This window comes from Streptomyces seoulensis, assembly GCF_022846655.1.
Lineage (GTDB): Bacteria > Actinomycetota > Actinomycetes > Streptomycetales > Streptomycetaceae > Streptomyces.
In genome coordinates, this window is the sequence record NZ_AP025667.1 from 1,736,009 (window position 1) to 1,755,234 (window position 19,226).

Sequence of the window (19,226 nt, forward strand, 5' to 3'; positions counted from 1 at the left end):
AACAGCACGTCGCGCGGCGCCAATTGGGACCGTCGTCGATCCGGCCGGATCTTCGAATGAGTCTTCGAGCGGCGCCGCAGGGCTGTCGGGGTTCCCCCGCCGGGAACTCCCTCACCGGGACCGATATCTCTTCCGCCGGAGGTGGCAACGTGAGCGAACCACGGTCCGCGCCGACCGTGGGCCAGGTGGTCCTCGGACGACGCCTGCTGGACCTGCGGGAACGCGCTGGGCTCAAGCGCGAGGAGGCCGCCCGCGTCCTTCGCGTCGCCCCCGCCACCGTGCGCCGGATGGAGATGGCCGAGGTCTCCCTCAAGATCCCGTACCTGCAACTGCTGCTGAGGTCCTACGGCGTTCCGGACGACGAGGCCGAACTCTTCGTCCAACTGGCCGAGGAGGCCAACAGGCCGGGCTGGTGGCAGCGGTTCCACGACATCCTGCCGGGCTGGTTCTCCATGTACGTCAGCCTGGAGGGCGCCGCCGCGCTCATCCGCTCCTACGAGCCGCACTTCGTCCCCGGACTGCTCCAGACCGAGGACTACGCGCGCGGGGTGCTCAGATCGGGCGCCATCGGCCAGACCAGCCCCGACGACATCGAGCGCCACGTCGACCTGCGGATGCGCCGTCAGGAACTGCTCACCCGCCCCGACGCCCCCCGCTTCTGGGCGGTGATGGACGAGACCGCCCTGCGCCGCCCGGTCGGCGGCCCGGAGGTGATGCGCGCCCAGCTCGACAGACTCCTGGAGGCGACGACGCTGCCCGGCGTCACGCTCCAGGTGGCCCCGTTCGCCAACGGGCCGCATCCGGGCACGTACGGCCCCTTCGTACTGTTCCGGTTCGCCATGCCCGAACTCCCGGACATGGTCTACAGCGAGTACCTGACCGGCGCCGTCTACCTCGACGCGCGCTCCGAGGTGGCCACCCACCTGGAGGTCATGGACCGCATGGCGGCACAGGCCGCCACGGCACAACGCACGAAGGAGATCCTCCGGGATCTCCGCAAGGAGCTGTGAATGGATCGCATCAATCCGCGCCGCCGCGTCTACAACGGCATGCCCGCGCGGGAGCTGGGCGCCGTGGGCTGGCACAAGCCCTGGAGCGGCGGCAACGGCGGCAACTGCCTGGAGGCCATGAAACTGGCCGACGGCCGCATCGCCGTACGCCAGTCCACCGACCCGGACGGCCCCGCGCTGATATACACCACCGACGAGATGACCGCCTTTATCGAGGGCGCGAAGGCGGGAGAGGCGGACTTCCTGCTCTCCTGAACCGCTCTCCCTGTTTTTGACTCATGCTCACCACCCTTGCGCCCAGATCCACGAGACCGGACGGACCCGACCCCCACTGACCCCGCGTCACCCTTCTCCCCGGCCGATGGCTACACCGCCATCGGCCGGTCGTACGGCGAGATCGGCGCCTGCAGCCACGACTGGCCCATCAGATAGCGGTCCACGGCCGCCCCCACCGCCCGGCCCTCCGCGATGGCCCACACGATCAGCGACTGCCCGCGGGCCGCGTCCCCGGCGGCGAACACCCCCGGCACGTTCGTGGCGAACTGCCCGTCCCGCGCGATCGTGCCGCGCGGCTCCGTCTCCAGCCCCAACTGGTCGATGAGCCCGTCCGCGCGGTCCGGGCCGGAGAACCCGAGCGCCAGCAGGACCAGATCGGCGGGCAGCGCACGCCCGGTGTCCGCGACCGGCTGCCGCCGCTCGTCCACCTCCACCACGTGCAGCTCCTTCACCCGCCCCCGCTCGTCCCCGGTGAACCGGAGCGTGGACGCCGCGAACAGCCGGGCGTCCGCGTCCGCCGCCGGAGCCGTACGCAGCTCACCCGCCTCCTCGTGCGCGCCCGAGAGACGGTAGAGCTTCGGGTACGTCGGCCACGGCTCCGCGTCCTCGTCCCGCGCCTCGCCCGGCCGGGCGTAGATGTCCAGCTGGGTCACGGATGCGGCACCCTCGCGCACCGCCGTCCCCAGGCAGTCGGCCCCGGTGTCGCCGCCGCCCACGATCACCACGTGCCGCCCCGCCGCCGACAACGGGTTGACCTCCAGCTCGCCCGCGCACACCCGGTTGGCCGGCGGCAGATACTCCATCGCCTGATGCACCCCGGTCAACTCCCGTCCGGGCACCGCCAGTTCCCGCCACGCCGTGGCCCCCGTGGCGATCACCACCGCGTCGTACCGCGAACGCAGATCCGGCGCCGGCACGTCCCGCCCGACCGCCGTCGAGGTACGGAACCGGGTCCCCTCCGCCCGCATCTGCTCCAGCCGCCGGTCCAGGAAGCGCTTCTCCATCTTGAACTCGGGGATGCCGTACCGCATCAGCCCCCCGATCCGGTCGTCCTTCTCGTACACCGCCACGGTGTGCCCGGCTCGCGTCAACTGCTGCGCGGCGGCGAGCCCGGTCGGCCCCGATCCGATCACCGCGACCGTCTTCCCGGACAGCCGGTCCGGCGGGCGGGGCGGCACGAAGCCCTCCTCCCAGGCCCGCTCGGCGATCGCCCACTCGACGTTCTTGATCGTGACGGCGGGCTGGTTGATGGCCAGCACACACCCCGCCTCGCACGGCGCCGGGCACAGCCTGCCGGTGAACTCGGGGAAGTTGTTCGTCGCGTGCAGCCGCTCGCTCGCCGCCCGCCAGTCCGACCGCGCCACCAGGTCGTTCCACTCGGGGATCAGGTTCCCCAGCGGGCACGCTTCGTGGCAGAAGGGGACCCCGCAGTCCATGCACCGGTTCGCCTGCGCGCTGACGATCGGCAGCAACGCCCCCGGCACGTAGACCTCGTCCCAGTCCCGGACCCGCTCCACCACGGGCCGCCGCGGCCACTCCTGGCGCGGTGTGCTCATGAACCCCTTGGGATCGGCCATGGGCGTCTTCCTCGCGGACGTGTACCGGGGTACGGAGGGCACCGGGGGGTACAGCGGGCCATGCGGCATCGGGCGGGGTCACCACGCGGTCACCCGGCACGGGCGCGACCCCGTCCCGGTGTTCTTCCGGCCACGATACGTCGCCACCGACCCCCGCGCAGGGCGGCGGACGGCACCTTTCCGTACCGCCCGGGCCGCCGACCCGCGCCGGTGAACCTCTGCTCCCTCGCTCCACTCCCGTCACTCCTCTCCCCGTGCCCGCACCGGCTCCGCCACCTGGCTGACTTCGTCTTCCGCTTCCCCCGCCTCCTCCGGGCGCGGGGGCGTTCCCCGCCAGTCCCGCAGCACCCTTTCCAGGGCCTCGTCGATCCGGGCGCGTGCCTCGCGCCTGGGCACCCCGCTCATCAGCAGCCGGTCGTAGGGCGTGTCCAGATGCCGTACGGACGCCACCACCGCCGAGGTCACCGCCGCCTCCGACAGCGCGCGTCCCGCGGCACTCCGCCCGACCCGCCCGCTGCCCCGCAGGGCGGCGTGCTCGGCGACCGCCCGCGCCCGCCCGGCCGGGCAGCCGGGGAACAGCCGCCCGATCTCCGCCGCGAACTCCGCGACGAAGCGCTCGTCCGCCTCCACCCTGCGCCGCTCGTCCCGCGCCCGGCGCCGCTGCCGGACCTTGGCGTCGGCCAGACACCGCTCCTCGGCCCGAGCCAGCGCGGCCTCCTCCACCAGCAGACCCTGTCGCTCGTACCGCCCGCGACGCCGCGCGAACCGCACGACCACCGCCGACAGCGTGCTCTCCTCCCGCGCCCTGCGGGTCAGTGCGGCATCCCCGCGCGGCAGGAACACCAGGTGTCCCAGATCCGCGCACTCCAGGCAGCGCGGCACCCCGTCCTCCAGCACCAGCAGCGTCAGCGGACCCTGCCGGCAGGCCGCGCAATGCTTTCGCCGCACCGGCTGGACCACCACCGGGCCGCCTCCGGTGTCGGGCAGGGCGGGGGAGCGTGCATCTGTGGGACGGCGTGCGCCTGGGGGACGTGCCATACGCGGTTCATTCCCCGCCACCGGCCCGCTTTCCCGTACGGGGCCGCGCCGCTCCTCCTTCCCTTTCTCCTTTTCTTGCCCCTCTTCTCCTTTTCTTCCTCGTCCGGCTTCCCGGCATCATGTGCGTGTGCGACTCGAAGCGATCACCTGGGAGCGTCTGGCCGACCGGCTCGCCGAGCGGATCCTGACGCTGGAACCCGCCGACGGCAGCTCCTGGCCGCGCGTGGGCCTCGACGGGGCACCGGCTTCCCGGCTGGGAGACCTCGCCGCCCTGATCGCCGAGGCGCTCCGTGTGCGCGGGCGGCCCTCACTGGTCGTCGGCGCCGAGGACTTCCTGCGCCCCGCCTCCCTCCGCCTGGAGCACGGGCGCCGGGACGCGGAGTCGTACTACAGCGACTGGTTCGACACCGGCGCGCTGTGGCGCGAGGTCCTCGGGCCGCTGGACGCCGGAGGCGACGGGCGGGTGCTGCCCGACCTGTGGGACCCGGTCACCGACCGCGCCACCCGCAGCCCCTACGTCCAGCTCCCGCCCGGCGGGGTGCTTCTGCTGCACGGCCCCCTTCTCCTACGGCACTGGTTCCCCCTCGACCTGACCGTCCACGTCCTCCTGTCACCCGGCGCCCTGCGCCGCCGCACCCCCGACACCGACCACTGGACCCTCCCCGCCTTCGCCCGCTACGAGACGGAGACCGACCCGGCCGCGACGGCCGACGTCCTCGTACGCGCCGACGACCCGCGGCACCCCGCCTGGAACGGCTGAGCCCGGACGACCGGGCACCTGCCGACCGGCGTCTCAGAACCAGCCGTTGCGCCGGAAGCCCCGCCAGAGCGCGGCACAGGCCAGCGCGGTGACGCCCATGATGACCGGGTAGCCGTAGTGCCAGCGCGCCTCCGGCATGTACGAGAAGTTCATGCCGTAGACCCCGCAGACCATCGTCGGCACCGCGACGATCGCGGCCCAGGCCGTGATCTTCCGCATGTCCTCGTTCTGCGCGACCGTCACCTGCGCGAGATGCGCCTGCAGGATGGAGTTGAGCAGTTCGTCGAACGCGGCGATCTGGTCCTTGGCTCGTATCAGATGGTCCATCACATCGCGGAAGTACGCCTGTATCTCCGGGTCGACCACCTTCATCGGCCGGGTGGCCAGGTCCTCCACCGGGCGCACCAGCGGCACCGCGGCCCGCTTCAGTTCGAGCAGTTCGCGCTTCAGTTGGTAGATCCGCCCCGGATCGGCGCGGGCGCCCGCCTCCGAGAAGACGTCCGTCTCGACCTGTTCGACATCGCCCTGCACCGCGTCCGTGACGTTCAGATACTCGTCCACCACATGGTCCGCGATGGCGTGCAGCACCGCCGACGGTCCCTTGGCGAGCTGACGCGGACGCGACTCCAACTCCTCGCGCAGCGGGCCCAGCGAGCCATGGCGGCCGTGCCGCACGGTGATGACGAAGTCCTCGCCGACGAACACCATGATCTCGCCGGTGTCCACCACCTCGCTCGTCGCCGTCAACTGCTCGTGCTCCACGTAACAGACCGTCTTCAGCACCGCGAAGAGCGTGTCGCCGTACCGCTCCAGCTTCGGGCGCTGGTGGGCCTCCACCGCGTCCTCCACCGCCAGCGGATGCAGATCGAACAGCTCGGCCACCCCGGCGAACTCCTGCGTCGTCGGCTCGTGCAGACCCAGCCACACGAAGCCGTCGCCGGTGTTGCGGACCGTCTTCACCGCGTCCGCCAGATCGGCGGAGCCGGGCACGCGTATTCCGTCCTGATACGTCACGCAGTTCACGACCGAGGAACCCAGCGGCGACCTGGCCGGGTGGCTCAGGTCCACACGCGGCCGGCGCCGGGCCAGACCGGCCACCTTGCGCAGGCCGCCGACCTTGCTCAGCTTCGTGACTTTCCGCAGATTCCCCGCCATCGACATCTGGATCTCCTTGCCTGGATCTCCGCACCTGACACCCTTCGTGTCCCGCCCGGTCAGTGTGCCAGTCCGTCGAGAAGGCCGGGAAAGCCTGTGGGAACAGCAGATTCCGCTTTGTTCCCGCCTGTGGATGGAGGGTCGCCCGCGTCGATCGCGGGGACAGGCTGGGACGATGCGGAGCATGACGCGATCCGACGGATACCTCCTGGACAACCGGCAGAGCGAGGCGGGCGAACGCTTCGACGCCTTCGCCTCGCTCTTCGACCCCACCACGTTCCGCCACCTCGACGGCCTCGGCATCGGCCCCGGCTGGCGCTGTTGGGAGGTCGGTGCCGGAGGCACCTCGGTCGTCTCCTGGCTCGCCAGGAAGGTCGGTCCCACCGGCACGGTCGTCGCCACCGACATCGACGTCTCCCGCCTCGGCACCGTGGCCCGGCCGCCGGTGGAGGTCCGCACCCACGACGTGGGCGCCGAGGAGCCGCCCGGCCGAGGCTTCGACCTCGTGCACGCCCGGCTCGTGCTCGTCCATGTCCCGGACCGGGAGCGGGCGTTGCGGTCCATGATCGACGCGCTGCGGCCCGGCGGCCGCCTGCTGATCGAGGACGCCGACCCCGCCCTGCAGCCCCTGACCTGCCCCGACGAGCACGGGCCCGAGGAGCGGCTCGCCAACCGGCTCCGCCAAGGCTTCCGCCGGCTCCTCGCCGAACGCGGCGCCGACCTCTCCTACGGCCGCCGCCTGCCGCGCCTGCTGCGCGAGGCGGGGCTGCGGCAGGTCGAGGCCGACGCGTACTTCCCGCTCACCTCACCGGCGTGCACCGCGCTCGAACTGGCCACGGTCCGTCAGATCCGGGGCCGGCTCGTCGAAGCCGGGCTCGCCACCGACGAGGACATCGACCGCCACCTGGCCAACGTCGCGGCCGGCGGCATGGACTTGGCCACCGCCCCGATGATCTCGGCGTGGGGGCGCAAGGCCTGAACAGCGCCGAACTCACGAGGCGTCCGGCGCCCACCCCTCGTCGTCCGGGCGCGGCGGCCGGCCGCCCACCCGCTCCACCGCCCGCGCCCCGGCCCGGCAGCCCCGTACCACCGCCTCCTCCACACTCACGCCCGCGACCAGAGCCGCGAGGAACGCCCCGGTGAACGCGTCTCCGGCACCCGTGCTGTCCCGCGCCTGGGCCGGCACCGCCGGAACCCGGGCGCACACGGCCCCCGACCGGGCCACCAACGCCCCCTCGGCTCCCGACTTGGCCACCACCACCGGCCCGAGCCCGCTCAACTCCGCCGCCGCCCCGGCCCAGTCGGCCATACCCGTGAGCAGGCACGCCTCGTCCCGGCTGGGCAGCAGCACATCGAGCCGCTCGGCGAACCGGAGGAACCGGTCCGTGCCGAACCGGGCGAGGAACCCCGCGGACGCCGGGTCCAGACTGACCGGCACCCCACGCGCACGCGCCGCCGCCAGCGCGGCCTCGGCCAGCGCCCGGCTGGACTCGGTGAACAGCAGGTACCCCGACAGATGCAGCCTGGCCACCCCGTCGAGCAACGCCTCGGACCAGTCGGCCGGTTCGAGCCGCAGCGAAGCCCCGCTGGAGGTCAGGAAGGTGCGCTCGGCCGCCGCCTCGCCGTCGACGAGGCAGATCACCGTGCCGGTCGGCGCGACCGGGTCCACCACCAGCCGTGGCCGCACCCCGGCCGCCAGCAGTTCCCGCTCGTGCCACCGCGCCGCGTCGGCGCCCACCCGGGCCAGCAGCCGTACGTCCGCGCAGCCCGCGTCGGCGGCCCAGCACGCCACATTGGCGCCCGCGCCGCCCGGCAGCGTCCGGATCACGGCCGCGGTGTCGGTGCTCGCGGCGAGCGGGCCCCGGTGCCGGGCCACCACGTCGGTGATCACGTCCCCGACCACCAGCAGCCCTCCCGCCGGGCCGTCGCTCACCTCATCGCCCACGCCGTGGCGATCCGCGCCGCCAGCTCGACATTGCCGCGCACAGCAGCCAGGTTGGCGCGCAGCGAGGCGCCGTCCGTGTGCCGGACCAGATGATCCAGCAGGAACGGTGTGACGGCCTGGCCGGTGATGCCCTCCTCCTCGCAGGCCGACAGCGCCTCGGTGAGCACGCGCGCGTGCGTCTCGGGATCGAGCTGCTGCTCCCGGGGGACCGGGTTGGCCACGATCAGCGCCTCCGGCGCGCCGAGCGCGTCCTGCGCCCGCATGACCTCGGCGACCTGCTCCGGTTCCCGCAGCGTCCAGTCCACCGGATGGCCCGAGTCGGACAGATAGAAGCCGGGGAACCGCTCGGTGCGGTACCCGGCGACGGCCACGCCCAGCGTCTCCAGCCGCTGCAGGGTGGCCGGAACGTCCAGGATCGACTTCACGCCCGCGCAGACCACGGTGATCCGGGTCCGCGCCAGCAGGCCCAGGTCGGCCGACTCGTCCTGGGTCTCCGTCCACCGCCGGTGCACACCGCCCAGCCCGCCGGTTGCGAACACCCGGATGCCCGCCAGAGCCGCCAGTCGGGCCGTCGCCGACACCGTGGTCGCCCCGCTCGCCCCCGCCGCCATGGCCAGGGGCAGGTCCCGGTGCCCCAGTTTGCGGATGCCGTCCTCGTTGGCGACCCGCTCCAACTGGTCCTTGTCCAGACCGACATGAGGTCGCCCATCGAGCACGGCGATCGTCGCGGGCACGGCTCCCTCGCGCCGGACCACACCCTCCAGCTCCAGCGCCACCCGCAGGTTGCGCGGGCGTGGCAGCCCGTGCGCGATGATCGTCGACTCCAGGGCCACCACCGGCCGTCCGGCGTCTGTCGCCTCCCGGACCTCCTCCGACAACACCAGCACCACGAGCCCGCCTCCCGTCAGTCGCCTCCCCTCATCCCTGGCGGGCGCGACCCCCGGCTAAACGCGCGGCCCCCACACCGGGTGGCACAAGCTCGCGTGGCGGCGTCAGAACAACGGCTCGGGCAGCACGCCTTCCAGCGCCAGCAACTGCCGCTTCGTCTCCAGGCCGCCCCCGAACCCCCCGATCCCGCCGTCGCTCTCCACGACCCGGTGGCACGGTACGACGACCGGCAGCGGATTGGCGCCCATCGCCGTGCCCACCGCCTGCGCCCCGCCCGGCTGCCCGACCCGCCGGGCAAGATCGCCGTAGCCGACCACCGCGCCGTACGGGACGCCGTCGGCCAGTTCGCGCAGCACGGCCCGGTTGAAGCCGGAGATCAGCGACCAGTCCAGCGGCAAGTCGAAGTCCCGGCGCTCGCCCGCCAGATACGCCTCGACCTGGCGTATCGCCTCGGCCAGCAGGGGCGCCTCCGGCTCCTCGACCGGCTCGGTGCCGTACCGCGCCGCCAGCCGCTCCAGCGCGCGCCCGCGCACCGGGCCGGTGGCGTGGAAGACGACGTTGACCAGTCCCTGGCGGCTCGCCGCCAGCATCAGCGGGCCGATGCGGCTGTCCATGACCGCCCACACGACCCGCTGCTCGCCCTGCCCCTGGCTGTCCATGCCGACCACGTTACGACCCGCCACCGACAACGGGCCCCGCCGCCGGGTTCAGGGGGCGCTCAGCGCCGTCCGCACCACGTCCGGCTTGTTGGTGATGATCCCGTCGACGCCGTAGCCCTTGACCTTCCGGGCCGTGGCCGCGTCGTTCACCGTCCAGGTGAACACCCGGAGGGGTTTGCCGTGCGGCCCCTTCAGCGCGTGCACGGTCGAGACGTAGCTCGTGGAGATGTCCGCGTACGACGGGTTGATGAGGTCCGTGAACCGGGCGTACCCGCTCAGCTCGTCCTCCGCCGGGCGGCCCAGGTAGCCGGTGGTCAGCGCGGGCTTGAGCTGGTGCACGGTGCGGAGGCTGTCCGCGCTGAAGCTCTGCACGATCAGCCGGTTCCGGTGCGCCCCGTTCAGCCAGCCCTCGTTGCTCAGGGTCTTCAGGATCTGCGCCTCGATGCCGGGATACAGCTCGGGGTTCTTGACCTCCAGGAGCAGTTTCTCGTGGTTGCGCTCGACCTGGCGCATGTACCGCTCCAGCGTCGGCACGCGCGCGCCCGCGTAGTCGGGGGAGAACCAACTGCCCGCGTCGAGCTTGGCGATCTCGGCCGACGTGAAGTCCTTCACCTTCCAGGGAGCCCGGCCGGGGAAGACGTCCTCGACGTTCGTGGTGCGCGCCAGGTTGTCGTCATGGATGACGACCAGCCTGCCGTCCTTGGTGCGCTGCACGTCGTTCTCCACCCAGGAGAAGCCGAGCTTCGCCGCCTTGTCGATGGCGGCCAGCGTGTTCTCGGGCGCGTACGCGGAGGCCCCTCGGTGGGCGATCACCGTGGGCTGGGCCGTCCGGACGAACCGGGCGTCGGAGCTGGAGTCGGGGCTCAGCAGGACCGCCGCCCCCAGGGCAGCGACGGCTGCGGCGGTGACTGCGTGCGCGTGCATGCGTACTCCTCTTGTCCGGCGGACATCAACAGCACAAGTGTGATGGCAGAGGGCCGACGGCACACAGGTGCAGAACGGCCACACGATGAACGGCCGAGCCCAACTCCGCACACCGGTGGCGCACAAGTGGGTGAAGGCCGTGTTTCTTTGCCGGAAAATCATTCGACCATTCCGGTGGCAGCCATACTCTCAGCGTCAGCCCGGACCGCCGCAGCGGCCCTGGGCAGGGGGAACATCGCGTGTGTTCCACGACGCGAGAAGGCGAGGGACGGCCGCGCATGCGAGGCACGATCGACGGATTCAGCTACGGGGTCGTCACCCCCCTCGTGGGTTATGTGATGGCCTGCCTCGGCGGCGCCCTCGGCCTGCGCTGCACCACCCGCTCCCTGCTGGTCACCCACTCCTGGCGGCCCGCGTGGCTGGCCCTCGGATCGACGGCGATCGGATCCGGCGTCTGGACCATGCACTTCATCGCCATGATGGGTTTCTCCATCGACGAGACACCGATCCGCTTCGACAAACCGATGACCTACGCCAGCCTGGGCCTGGCCATCGTCATGGTGGGCGTCGGGATCTTCATCATCGGCTACCGGGGCGCCACCGGCACCTCGCTCGTCACCGGCGGCACGATCACCGGTCTCGGCGTCGCCTCCATGCACTACCTCGGCATGGCCGGGATGCGCTTCGACGGACGGTTCACCTACGACATCCCGAGCGTCGTCGCGTCCGTCGTCATCGCCGTCGTGGCGGCCAGCGTCGCCCTCTGGGCCGCCGGACGCGTCAGGGGCCTCGTGGGCAGCATCGGCGCCAGCCTCGTCATGGGACTCGCCGTCAGCGGCATGCACTACACCGGCATGGCCGGACTCACCGTCCACCTCCACGGCACCCCCGGCACCGCGACCAGCGGCTCGCCGGCCACCGTGCTCGCCCCGATCCTCATCGGACCGCTCGCCTTCCTGGTCCTCGCGGCCGCCGTCGTGCTGTTCGATCCGCTGATGGTCAAGGGCGTGCCGCGGCACATCCCCGAGAAGCCCAAGCCGGGCGTCCCGGCCGCCGCCATCGCCTCCCACCAGCGGCTTCGCGCGCCGCAGGGGCCGAGCCGCCGGCCGGTCCACGCCGACGCCCACGGCTCCCGCACCCCCCAGCGTCACTGACTCCCGGCCCGTTGTCAGTGCGGGGTCGTACGGTTGATTCCATGCGGCCCGTTTCAAAGATCGAACGCACGGTGGCGCCCTTCGAGGTCGTCAGCCCCTACCAGCCCAGCGGCGACCAGCCGGCGGCCATCGCCGACCTGGCCAAGCGTGTGGGGGGCGGCGAGAAGGACGTCGTACTGCTCGGCGCGACCGGTACCGGCAAGTCCGCCACCACCGCGTGGATGATCGAGAAGCTCCAGCGCCCCACCCTGGTGATGGCGCCCAACAAGACGCTGGCCGCCCAGTTGGCCAACGAGTTCCGCGAGCTGCTCCCGAACAACGCGGTCGAATACTTCGTCTCGTACTACGACTACTACCAGCCCGAGGCGTACGTCCCGCAGTCGGACACCTACATCGAGAAGGACTCCTCGATCAACGAGGAGGTCGAGCGCCTGCGCCACTCGGCGACGAACTCCCTGCTCACCCGTCGTGACGTGGTCGTGGTCGCCTCCGTCTCCTGCATCTACGGCCTGGGCACCCCGCAGGAGTACGTGGACCGCATGGTCCCCCTCAAGGTCGGCGAGGAGATCGACCGGGACGAGCTGTTGCGCCGCTTCGTCGACATCCAGTACACGCGCAACGACACGGCCTTCACCCGGGGCACCTTCCGCGTGCGCGGCGACACCATCGAGATCTTCCCGGTCTACGAGGAGCTGGCCGTCCGCATCGAGATGTTCGGCGACGAGATCGAGGCGCTGTCCACGCTGCACCCGCTCACCGGCGAGATCATCAGCGACGACCAGAGCCTGTACGTCTTCCCCGCCTCCCACTACGTCGCCGGCCCCGAGCGCATGGAGCGCGCGGTCAACGGCATCGAGAAGGAGCTGGGGGAGCGCCTGGCCGAGCTGGAGAAGCAGGGCAAGCTCCTGGAGGCCCAGCGCCTGCGGATGCGCACCACCTACGACATCGAGATGCTCCGCCAGATCGGCACCTGCTCCGGCGTGGAGAACTACTCGATGCACTTCGACGGCCGCCTGCCCGGCTCCCCGCCGAACACCCTGCTCGACTACTTCCCGGACGACTTCCTGCTCGTCATCGACGAGTCGCACGTCACCGTGCCGCAGATCGGCGCCATGTACGAGGGTGACGCCTCCCGCAAGCGCACCCTGGTCGACCACGGCTTCCGGCTGCCCTCCGCGCTGGACAACCGCCCGCTGAAGTGGGAGGAGTTCCAGGAGCGCATCGGGCAGACCGTCTACCTGTCGGCGACTCCGGGCGCCTACGAACTGTCCCGGGGCGACGGCGTGGTGGAGCAGATCATCCGCCCCACCGGCCTGGTCGACCCCGAGGTCGTGGTCAAGCCCACCGAGGGCCAGATCGACGACCTGGTGCACGAGATCCGGACGCGTACCGAGAAGGACGAGCGCGTCCTGGTCACCACGCTCACCAAGAAGATGGCCGAGGACCTCACCGACTACTTCGTGGAACTCGGCATCCAGGTCCGCTATCTGCACAGCGACGTCGACACCCTGCGCCGCGTGGAACTGCTGCGTGAGCTGCGGGCCGGTGAGTTCGACGTCCTGGTCGGCATCAACCTGCTCCGCGAGGGCCTCGACCTGCCCGAGGTGTCCCTGGTGGCCATCCTCGACGCCGACAAGGAGGGCTTCCTGCGCTCCGGCACCTCGCTGATCCAGACCATCGGCCGCGCGGCGCGCAACGTCTCCGGCCAGGTCCACATGTACGCCGACAAGATCACTCCGGCGATGGAGAAGGCCATCGACGAGACCAACCGGCGCCGCGAGAAGCAGGTCGCGTACAACAAGGCCAACGGCGTCGACCCGCAGCCGCTGCGCAAGAAGATCAACGACATCGTCGCGCAGATCGCCCGCGAGGGCGTCGACACCGAGCAGCTCCTCGGCACCGGCTACCGGCAGCAGAAGGACGGCAAGGCGCCCAAGGCGCCCGTGCCCTCCCTCGGGGGCAAGGCGACCAAGGACGCGAAGGCGAAGGCGGCCAGGACCAAGGCGAAGGGCGGCGCGACGCCCACGGACCAGCCGGCCGCCGAACTCGCCGGGCAGATCGAGGAGATGACGGAGCGCATGCGCGCGGCCGCCGCCGAGCTCCAGTTCGAGATCGCCGCCCGCCTGCGCGACGAGGTGTCGGAGATGAAGAAGGAACTGCGCCAGATGCGGGAGGCGGGCATCGCCTGACCCTCCTGACCCGCCCGGACCTCGGCATGGACGCGCAGTGTTGCAACACCGACACAAAGCGCGGGCCGGGGTTCGGCACGGTCGGCGACCCTGCGTAGGGTTCTGGGCAACCGTGCGATGCGCGGCAACAGGGGAACACCGAGAGGGGATTCAAGCCGTGACCGTCAACATGACCAAGGGCCAGGCCATCAGCCTGGAGAAGAAGGACGGGGCCACCCTTACCGCGGTCCGTATGGGTCTCGGCTGGCAGGCGGCGAAGCGACGTGGACTGTTCGGCTCGCGCACCCGCGAGATCGACCTGGACGCCTCGGCGGTCCTGTTCGCGGAGCAGCAGCCGGTCGACGTCGTCTTCTTCCGTCATCTGGTGAGCGACGACGGTTCCGTCCGCCACACGGGCGACAACCTCGTCGGCGGTGTCGGACAGGGCGGCGACGACGAGGCCGTCCTCGTGGACCTGCAGCGGGTCCCGCCCCACATCGACCAGATCGTCTTCACCGTGAACTCCTTCACCGGGCAGACCTTCCAGGAGGTGCAGAACGCGTTCTGCCGCCTCGTGGACGAGACCAACGGCCAGGAACTGGCGCGCTACACGCTGGCGGGCGGCGGCGAGTACACCGCGCAGATCATGGCCAAGGTGCACCGCGCGGGCTCCGGCTGGACGATGACCGCGCTGGGCGAGCCCGCCAACGGGCGCACCTTCCAGGACCTGATGCCCGCGATCCTCCCGCACCTGTAGGACCGCACCCACCCGGCGCGCACGACGAGACAACACAGGGGGCGACGGCGATGGGGACCGAACTGCTGCGGGGACAGAACCACCCGCTGCCCCGGACCCGGCTGGAGATCCTGATCTCGGCCGAGGTCCCAGTCCTCGCCGCCGCGGCCCTCGGCGACGAGCGCGGCCTCGTCCACGACGCCCGCCGGATCGCCCATGCCGGCGCCCCTGTCCTCCCCGGCATCGAGGCGCCACGCGCGGCGGCCACCGAGCATCGCGTCATCGCCGACCTGAACGCCCTGCCCGGAACCGTGCACCGGGTCACCGTGCTGCTGGCGATGCCGGAACGCGCGGGAACGGGAGGCCGGTTCGGCGCGACCGCATCCCCGCGAGCGACGGTCACCGACGCCGACGGCACCGAGATCGTCCGCTTCACCCTCACCGGACTGGACGCCGAGTCGGCAGTCGTCGCGCTGGAGCTCTACCGCCGACAGGACGACTGGAAGGTCCGTGCGGTCGGCCAGGGCTACGCGGACGGCCTCGCCGCCCTCCTCGCCGACCTGGGACTGCCCCGGGCCCGCGAGGTCGCCGAAGCCATGGGGGAGGCGGGGCACCCTGCTGCGCCGCAGCCTCCGCCGCCCGAGACCCGCCCGACCGGCGGACCGGTCGACTACTCCCACCCACGGCGGCATGAATCCCCCGCCCCGGCCGCCCCGGCCGCCACGACCGGCCCGGCCGGGGAACCACCGCGCCCCGTCGCGGGTGACGCGGCGGGCTGGTCGATGGAGGAGCGGCTGTACAACCAGGTCTGGGGCATGTTCGAGGACCTGGCCCGTGCCACCGCCGCCCTCCGGAGTGCGGCCGACTTCGCCGCCGCCCGGCTGGACCGGGAACTCGACGCGGCCCTCACCGACCCGCGCGCCAGGATCGGCGGGGCCGCGGACGCGGCGCGCGAGGCGGCCCGGGCCAGACACGACGAGCTGGTCGGCCGGGCACAGGCGGCCTACGAATGCGACCTCGCCCAGCTCACCGCTGAGTCGGAGGTCGTGGAGCCCGCTCTGCCTCCCGCCTACGCCCGCTGGGACAACCCGGTCTGGCACGCCCACCGGATGCCGGCCGACCCGCCCCAGGCCGTACGGCTGGGCGACCTCCACCTCCCCGAGAGCGCGCCCCTGCGCATTCCGATGCTGGTCAGGCTGCCGCTGGAACGGGGCCTGTGGGTCGACAGCGGCGCCACGCCCGGCGACTTCGGGGGCTCCGCGGAGCGGCGCCGCCGGGCCTTGGAGGTGGCGGTGGCCCTCGCTGCCCGGCTGCTCGCCGTCCATCCGGTGGGTGAGTTCGCCGTACAGGTCGTCGACCCGGCCGGCGCGGGAGCGGGACCGCTCGGGACGCTGACCCGGACGGGCACGCCGACCGGACCGCCCGCGCACGGCGCGGCCGGTGTGGCGCAGACGCTGGAATCGCTCACCCGGAGGGTCGACCTGGTGCGCATGGCGATCAGCGGCGGCGCGGCCGAGGCGCTGCCGGACGGGTTCGACAGCGCCCGGCGGCTGCTGATCGTCAACGACTTCCCACACGGATTCGACGACCGCGCCCTCACCCGGCTCCGCTTCCTCGCGGACGAGGGCCCGGCGGCCGGAGTCCATCTGCTGCTGGTCGCGGACCGCGCGGACGCCGGGGCGTACGGGCCGTTGCTCGACCCCCTGTGGCGTTCACTGATGCGACTCACCCCCTCGCCCGACGACCATTTCGCCGATCCCTGGGTCGGACACGCCTGGACCTTCGAACCTGCCCTCCCGCCGCACGGGAGCGCGGTCGTCCAGCAGGTGCTCAGCGGGGTTTCCGCGGCCCGGATCAAGGGGAAGTAAAGAACCTCTGAGCTGCTGACTTGGTCTTTATTTTACCTTTCTCTTTACTGTTCCTTGGTGATTGCGGTACTGTCTTCGTGCGGAGGGGAGTACTCCCTGATGCGGCGCACCCGTCAATACGGATCGATGTGGATCCCGGGGCGCCGGCCCGTTCTCCGGGTGGAAGAGACCTCCGGCAGCGACAACGCTGATGTTTGCCGTGACGTAATGCCGGAGGTGCAGTGGACGTCTCTGTGACCCTGTGGGTCCTGACCATCGTGGGGCTTGCCGCCCTGATCGCCGTGGACTTCTTCATCGGCCGCAAGCCGCATGAGGTGTCCATCAAGGAAGCGGGCGTCTGGACCGCCGTCTGGATCGCCCTGGCCGGACTCTTCGGCCTCGGACTGTTCTTTTTCGGCGGTGCCCAGCCCGCCGGGGAGTTCTTCGCCGGTTTCATCACCGAGAAGTCCCTGAGCGTCGACAACCTCTTCGTCTTCGTGCTGATCATGACGAAGTTCGCGGTGCCCGCGCAGTATCAGCAGCGGGTCCTGCTCTTCGGCGTGCTCATAGCGCTGGTCCTGCGGGCCGCCTTCATCGCGGCCGGCGCGGCGATCATCGCCAGCTTCTCGTGGGTGTTCTTCATCTTCGGCGCCTTCCTCATCTGGACCGCCTGGAAGCTCATCCAGGAGGCCCGCGCCGACCACGAGGACGAGGAGTACGAGGAGAACAAGCTCCTGAAGGCCGCCGAGCGCCGGTTCGGTGTCGCCGACCGGTACCACGGCACCAAGCTGTGGATCGAGGAGAACGGCAAGCGGGTCATGACCCCGATGCTGGTCGTGATGCTCGCCATCGGCACCACCGACGTGCTGTTCGCGCTGGACTCCATCCCCGCGATCTTCGGCCTGACGCAGGACCCGTACATCGTCTTCACCGCGAACGCGTTCGCCCTGATGGGTCTGCGCCAGCTCTACTTCCTCATCGGCGGCCTGCTGAAGAGGCTGGTCCACCTGTCGTACGGCCTGTCGGTCATCCTCGGCTTCATCGGCGTCAAGCTGGTGCTGCACGCCCTGCACGAGCTCGGGGTGCATGTCCCCGAGATCAGCATCCCGGTCTCCTTGGCCGTGATCTGCGGTGTCCTGGTCATCACCACGATCACCAGCCTCATCGCCTCCCGGAAGCAGGCGGCCGCCGAGGCGGGCAAGGGCGACGGCGCCGCCAAGGACAGCATCGACGCCTGACCCGCGAACCCGCGGGACGAAGCCGATCCGTGCGGAAGGTGCCGCAGCCCGGCGCCTTCCGCACGCAAAGGCCCCGCGCCATCCGCCCCCGTCACGCCGACCCGGCCGGCACGGACCGCGAAACGAACGGAATGCGAACCCTGTACGCCTCTGCCACCATCACTGCATGATCACTCGGCTCAGGTCGCTCGCCACGCGGTGGACGTTCCTCGTGCCGGTGCTCGCGATCGTCCTGCTCGTCCTCACCTGGGGCCGTGACCTGCCCGGCGCGGTCGTCGCCCTGGTCACCCTCGTACTCGCCGGGTCCGTCCTGGCCGCCGTGCACCATGCCGAGGTCATCGCCCACCGGGTGGGCGAACCCTTCGGCTCCCTGGTGCTCGCCGTCGCCGTCACCGTCATCGAGGTGGCGCTGATCGTCACCCTCATGGTCGACGGCGGGGACAAGAGCTCCACCCTGGCCCGCGACACGGTCTTCGCCGCCGTGATGATCACCTGCAACGGCATCCTCGGCATCTGCCTCCTGGTCGGCTCCCTGCGCCACGGCACCGCCGTCTTCAACCCCGAGGGCACCGGAGCCGCCCTGGCCACGGTCGCCACCCTGGCCACCCTCAGCCTGGTGCTGCCCACGTTCACGACCAGCAAGCCCGGCCCCGAGTTCTCCACCGTGCAACTGACGTTCGCGGCCCTGTCGTCCCTGGTCCTCTACGGCCTCTTCGTCGCCACCCAGACCCTGCGGCACCGCGACTACTTCCTGCCGGTCACCAAAGAGGGCGACGTCATCACCGCCGCCGACCACGCGGCGCCCCCGTCCAGCAGGAGCGCCTGGGTCAGCGTCGGTCTGCTCGGCCTCGCCCTCGTCGGCGTGGTCGGCCTCGCCAAGGGCGTGTCGCCCACGATCGAATCCGGTGTGGAGGGCGCGGGCCTGCCCCAAGCGGTCGTCGGTGTGGTCATCGCGCTGCTCGTCCTGCTGCCCGAGACCATCGCCGCACTGCGCGCCGCCCGCCGCGACCGGGTGCAGACCAGTCTCAACCTCGCGCTGGGCTCCGCCATGGCCAGCATCGGCCTGACCATCCCGGCCGTCGCCCTGGCGTCCGTCTGGCTGTCCGGGCCGCTCGTGCTGGGCCTCGGCTCCACGCACATGCTGCTGCTCGCGCTCACCGTGGTCGTCGCCTCGCTGACCGTCGTGCCCGGCCGCGCCACCCCGCTCCAGGGCGGCGTCCACCTGGTCCTCTTCGCCGCCTACCTGGAGCTCGCCCTCAACCCCTGACCCGAAGACGTCCGACCGACTCCGTGAGGCGCTCCGGCGGCCCGTGATAGACCGGGTGCGAGCAGCGGCCGGCGACCGGCCGCCTTGACGCACCGGAGGAAACGACCGTGCCCCGCACCCTGGCCAGCGCCCCGATCATGATCCTCAACGGGCCCAACCTGAACCTCCTCGGCCAGCGGCAGCCCGAGATCTACGGCAAGGACACGCTGGCCGACGTGGAGGCGATGTGCGCCGAGGCGGCGGCCGCGTACGGCGGCACGGTGGACTGCCGGCAGTCCAACCACGAGGGCCGGCTGGTCGACTGGATCCACGAGGCGCGGCTCGACCACGCCGGGATCGTCATCAACCCCGGCGCCTACTCCCACACGTCGGTGGCGATCCTGGACGCGCTCAACGCCTGCGACGGCCTGCCGGTGCTGGAGGTGCACATCTCCAACATCCACCAGCGCGAGACCTTCCGGCACCACTCGTACGTCTCGCTGCGCGCCGACGGGGTGATCGCGGGATGCGGGGTGCAGGGGTACGTCTTCGCGGTCGAGCGGATCGCCACGCTGCTGGGGTCGGCGCGGGCGGACGCCTGAGCG

At 71.6% G+C, this 19,226-nt stretch carries 18 protein-coding genes; 11 read left to right on the plus strand and 7 right to left on the minus strand.

Annotation, left to right across the window (positions count from 1 at the left end):
* Nucleotides 1-149: 149 nt before the first annotated feature.
* Nucleotides 150-1,010 (plus strand): helix-turn-helix domain-containing protein, encoded by an 861-nt coding sequence (locus tag HEK131_RS07970; protein WP_161148632.1) that lies wholly within the window; start codon nt 150-152, stop codon nt 1,008-1,010.
* Complete coding sequence (locus tag HEK131_RS07975) at nt 1,011-1,265, plus strand: DUF397 domain-containing protein (protein WP_217463782.1); 255 nt, start codon at nt 1,011-1,013, stop codon at nt 1,263-1,265.
* Nucleotides 1,266-1,375: 110 nt separating this feature from the next.
* Here HEK131_RS07975 and HEK131_RS07980 read toward each other — a convergent pair whose 3' ends face one another.
* On the minus strand, nt 1,376-2,863 hold the full coding sequence (locus HEK131_RS07980) for a glutamate synthase subunit beta (RefSeq protein ID WP_244334209.1): 1,488 nt from the start codon (nt 2,861-2,863) through the stop codon (nt 1,376-1,378).
* 240 nt (nt 2,864-3,103) lie between these two features.
* Nucleotides 3,104-3,901, minus strand: coding sequence for a DUF2293 domain-containing protein (locus tag HEK131_RS07985; RefSeq protein ID WP_244334210.1), 798 nt, complete (start codon nt 3,899-3,901; stop codon nt 3,104-3,106).
* A gap of 127 nt (nt 3,902-4,028) precedes the next feature.
* On the opposite strand from HEK131_RS07985, the gene HEK131_RS07990 reads away from it, so the two are divergent.
* Entirely contained in the window at nt 4,029-4,661 is a 633-nt protein-coding gene (locus HEK131_RS07990) for a uridine kinase (protein ID WP_244334211.1), read from the plus strand.
* A 33-nt stretch (nt 4,662-4,694) separates the two neighbouring features.
* Here the strand turns inward: HEK131_RS07990 and HEK131_RS07995 are convergent, their stop codons facing one another.
* A complete protein-coding gene (locus tag HEK131_RS07995; RefSeq protein ID WP_217463786.1) occupies nt 4,695-5,822 on the minus strand; it encodes a magnesium and cobalt transport protein CorA in 1,128 nt (375 codons plus the stop codon).
* A gap of 178 nt (nt 5,823-6,000) precedes the next feature.
* Between HEK131_RS07995 and HEK131_RS08000 the strand changes: the two genes are divergently transcribed.
* Nucleotides 6,001-6,795: a methyltransferase domain-containing protein gene (locus tag HEK131_RS08000; protein WP_244334212.1), complete on the plus strand. Its 795-nt coding sequence runs from the start codon at nt 6,001-6,003 to the stop codon at nt 6,793-6,795.
* 12 nt (nt 6,796-6,807) lie between these two features.
* On the opposite strand, the gene HEK131_RS08005 is transcribed toward HEK131_RS08000, so the two are convergent.
* The 4 genes from HEK131_RS08005 to HEK131_RS08020 form a co-directional block, all read right to left on the minus strand.
* Nucleotides 6,808-7,761, minus strand: a complete 954-nt coding sequence (locus HEK131_RS08005) for a carbohydrate kinase family protein (RefSeq protein ID WP_244334213.1) — start codon at nt 7,759-7,761, stop codon at nt 6,808-6,810.
* The gene (locus HEK131_RS08010) at nt 7,746-8,651 is read right to left on the minus strand and encodes a pseudouridine-5'-phosphate glycosidase (protein WP_244334214.1); all 906 of its coding nucleotides are present in this window, start codon (nt 8,649-8,651) and stop codon (nt 7,746-7,748) included. Before HEK131_RS08010 ends, HEK131_RS08005 begins: the two co-directional genes overlap by 16 nt.
* A 102-nt stretch (nt 8,652-8,753) precedes the next feature.
* The gene (locus tag HEK131_RS08015; RefSeq protein WP_217463790.1) at nt 8,754-9,308 is read right to left on the minus strand and encodes a methylated-DNA--[protein]-cysteine S-methyltransferase; all 555 of its coding nucleotides are present in this window, start codon (nt 9,306-9,308) and stop codon (nt 8,754-8,756) included.
* A gap of 48 nt (nt 9,309-9,356) precedes the next feature.
* Complete coding sequence (locus HEK131_RS08020) at nt 9,357-10,232, minus strand: glycerophosphodiester phosphodiesterase (protein ID WP_217463791.1); 876 nt, start codon at nt 10,230-10,232, stop codon at nt 9,357-9,359.
* A gap of 278 nt (nt 10,233-10,510) precedes the next feature.
* On the opposite strand from HEK131_RS08020, the gene HEK131_RS08025 reads away from it, so the two are divergent.
* The 7 genes from HEK131_RS08025 to aroQ all read left to right on the plus strand — a co-directional run bounded on the left by HEK131_RS08025 (nt 10,511) and on the right by aroQ (nt 19,223).
* On the plus strand, nt 10,511-11,386 hold the full coding sequence (locus tag HEK131_RS08025) for an MHYT domain-containing protein (protein WP_244334215.1): 876 nt from the start codon (nt 10,511-10,513) through the stop codon (nt 11,384-11,386).
* A gap of 41 nt (nt 11,387-11,427) precedes the next feature.
* Nucleotides 11,428-13,575: an excinuclease ABC subunit UvrB gene (uvrB, locus tag HEK131_RS08030; protein ID WP_161150238.1), complete on the plus strand. Its 2,148-nt coding sequence runs from the start codon at nt 11,428-11,430 to the stop codon at nt 13,573-13,575.
* A 157-nt stretch (nt 13,576-13,732) separates the two neighbouring features.
* The gene (locus tag HEK131_RS08035; RefSeq protein ID WP_217463793.1) at nt 13,733-14,311 is read left to right on the plus strand and encodes a TerD family protein; all 579 of its coding nucleotides are present in this window, start codon (nt 13,733-13,735) and stop codon (nt 14,309-14,311) included.
* A gap of 50 nt (nt 14,312-14,361) precedes the next feature.
* Complete coding sequence (locus HEK131_RS08040; protein WP_244334216.1) at nt 14,362-16,158, plus strand: TerD family protein; 1,797 nt, start codon at nt 14,362-14,364, stop codon at nt 16,156-16,158.
* Nucleotides 16,159-16,379: 221 nt separating this feature from the next.
* Nucleotides 16,380-17,375, plus strand: a complete 996-nt coding sequence (locus HEK131_RS08045) for a TerC family protein (RefSeq protein ID WP_244334217.1) — start codon at nt 16,380-16,382, stop codon at nt 17,373-17,375.
* A 166-nt stretch (nt 17,376-17,541) separates the two neighbouring features.
* Complete coding sequence (locus HEK131_RS08050) at nt 17,542-18,642, plus strand: calcium:proton antiporter (RefSeq protein ID WP_217463796.1); 1,101 nt, start codon at nt 17,542-17,544, stop codon at nt 18,640-18,642.
* Nucleotides 18,643-18,749: 107 nt separating this feature from the next.
* Nucleotides 18,750-19,223, plus strand: a complete 474-nt coding sequence (gene aroQ / locus HEK131_RS08055) for a type II 3-dehydroquinate dehydratase (protein WP_217463797.1) — start codon at nt 18,750-18,752, stop codon at nt 19,221-19,223.
* Nucleotides 19,224-19,226: the final 3 nt, after the last annotated feature.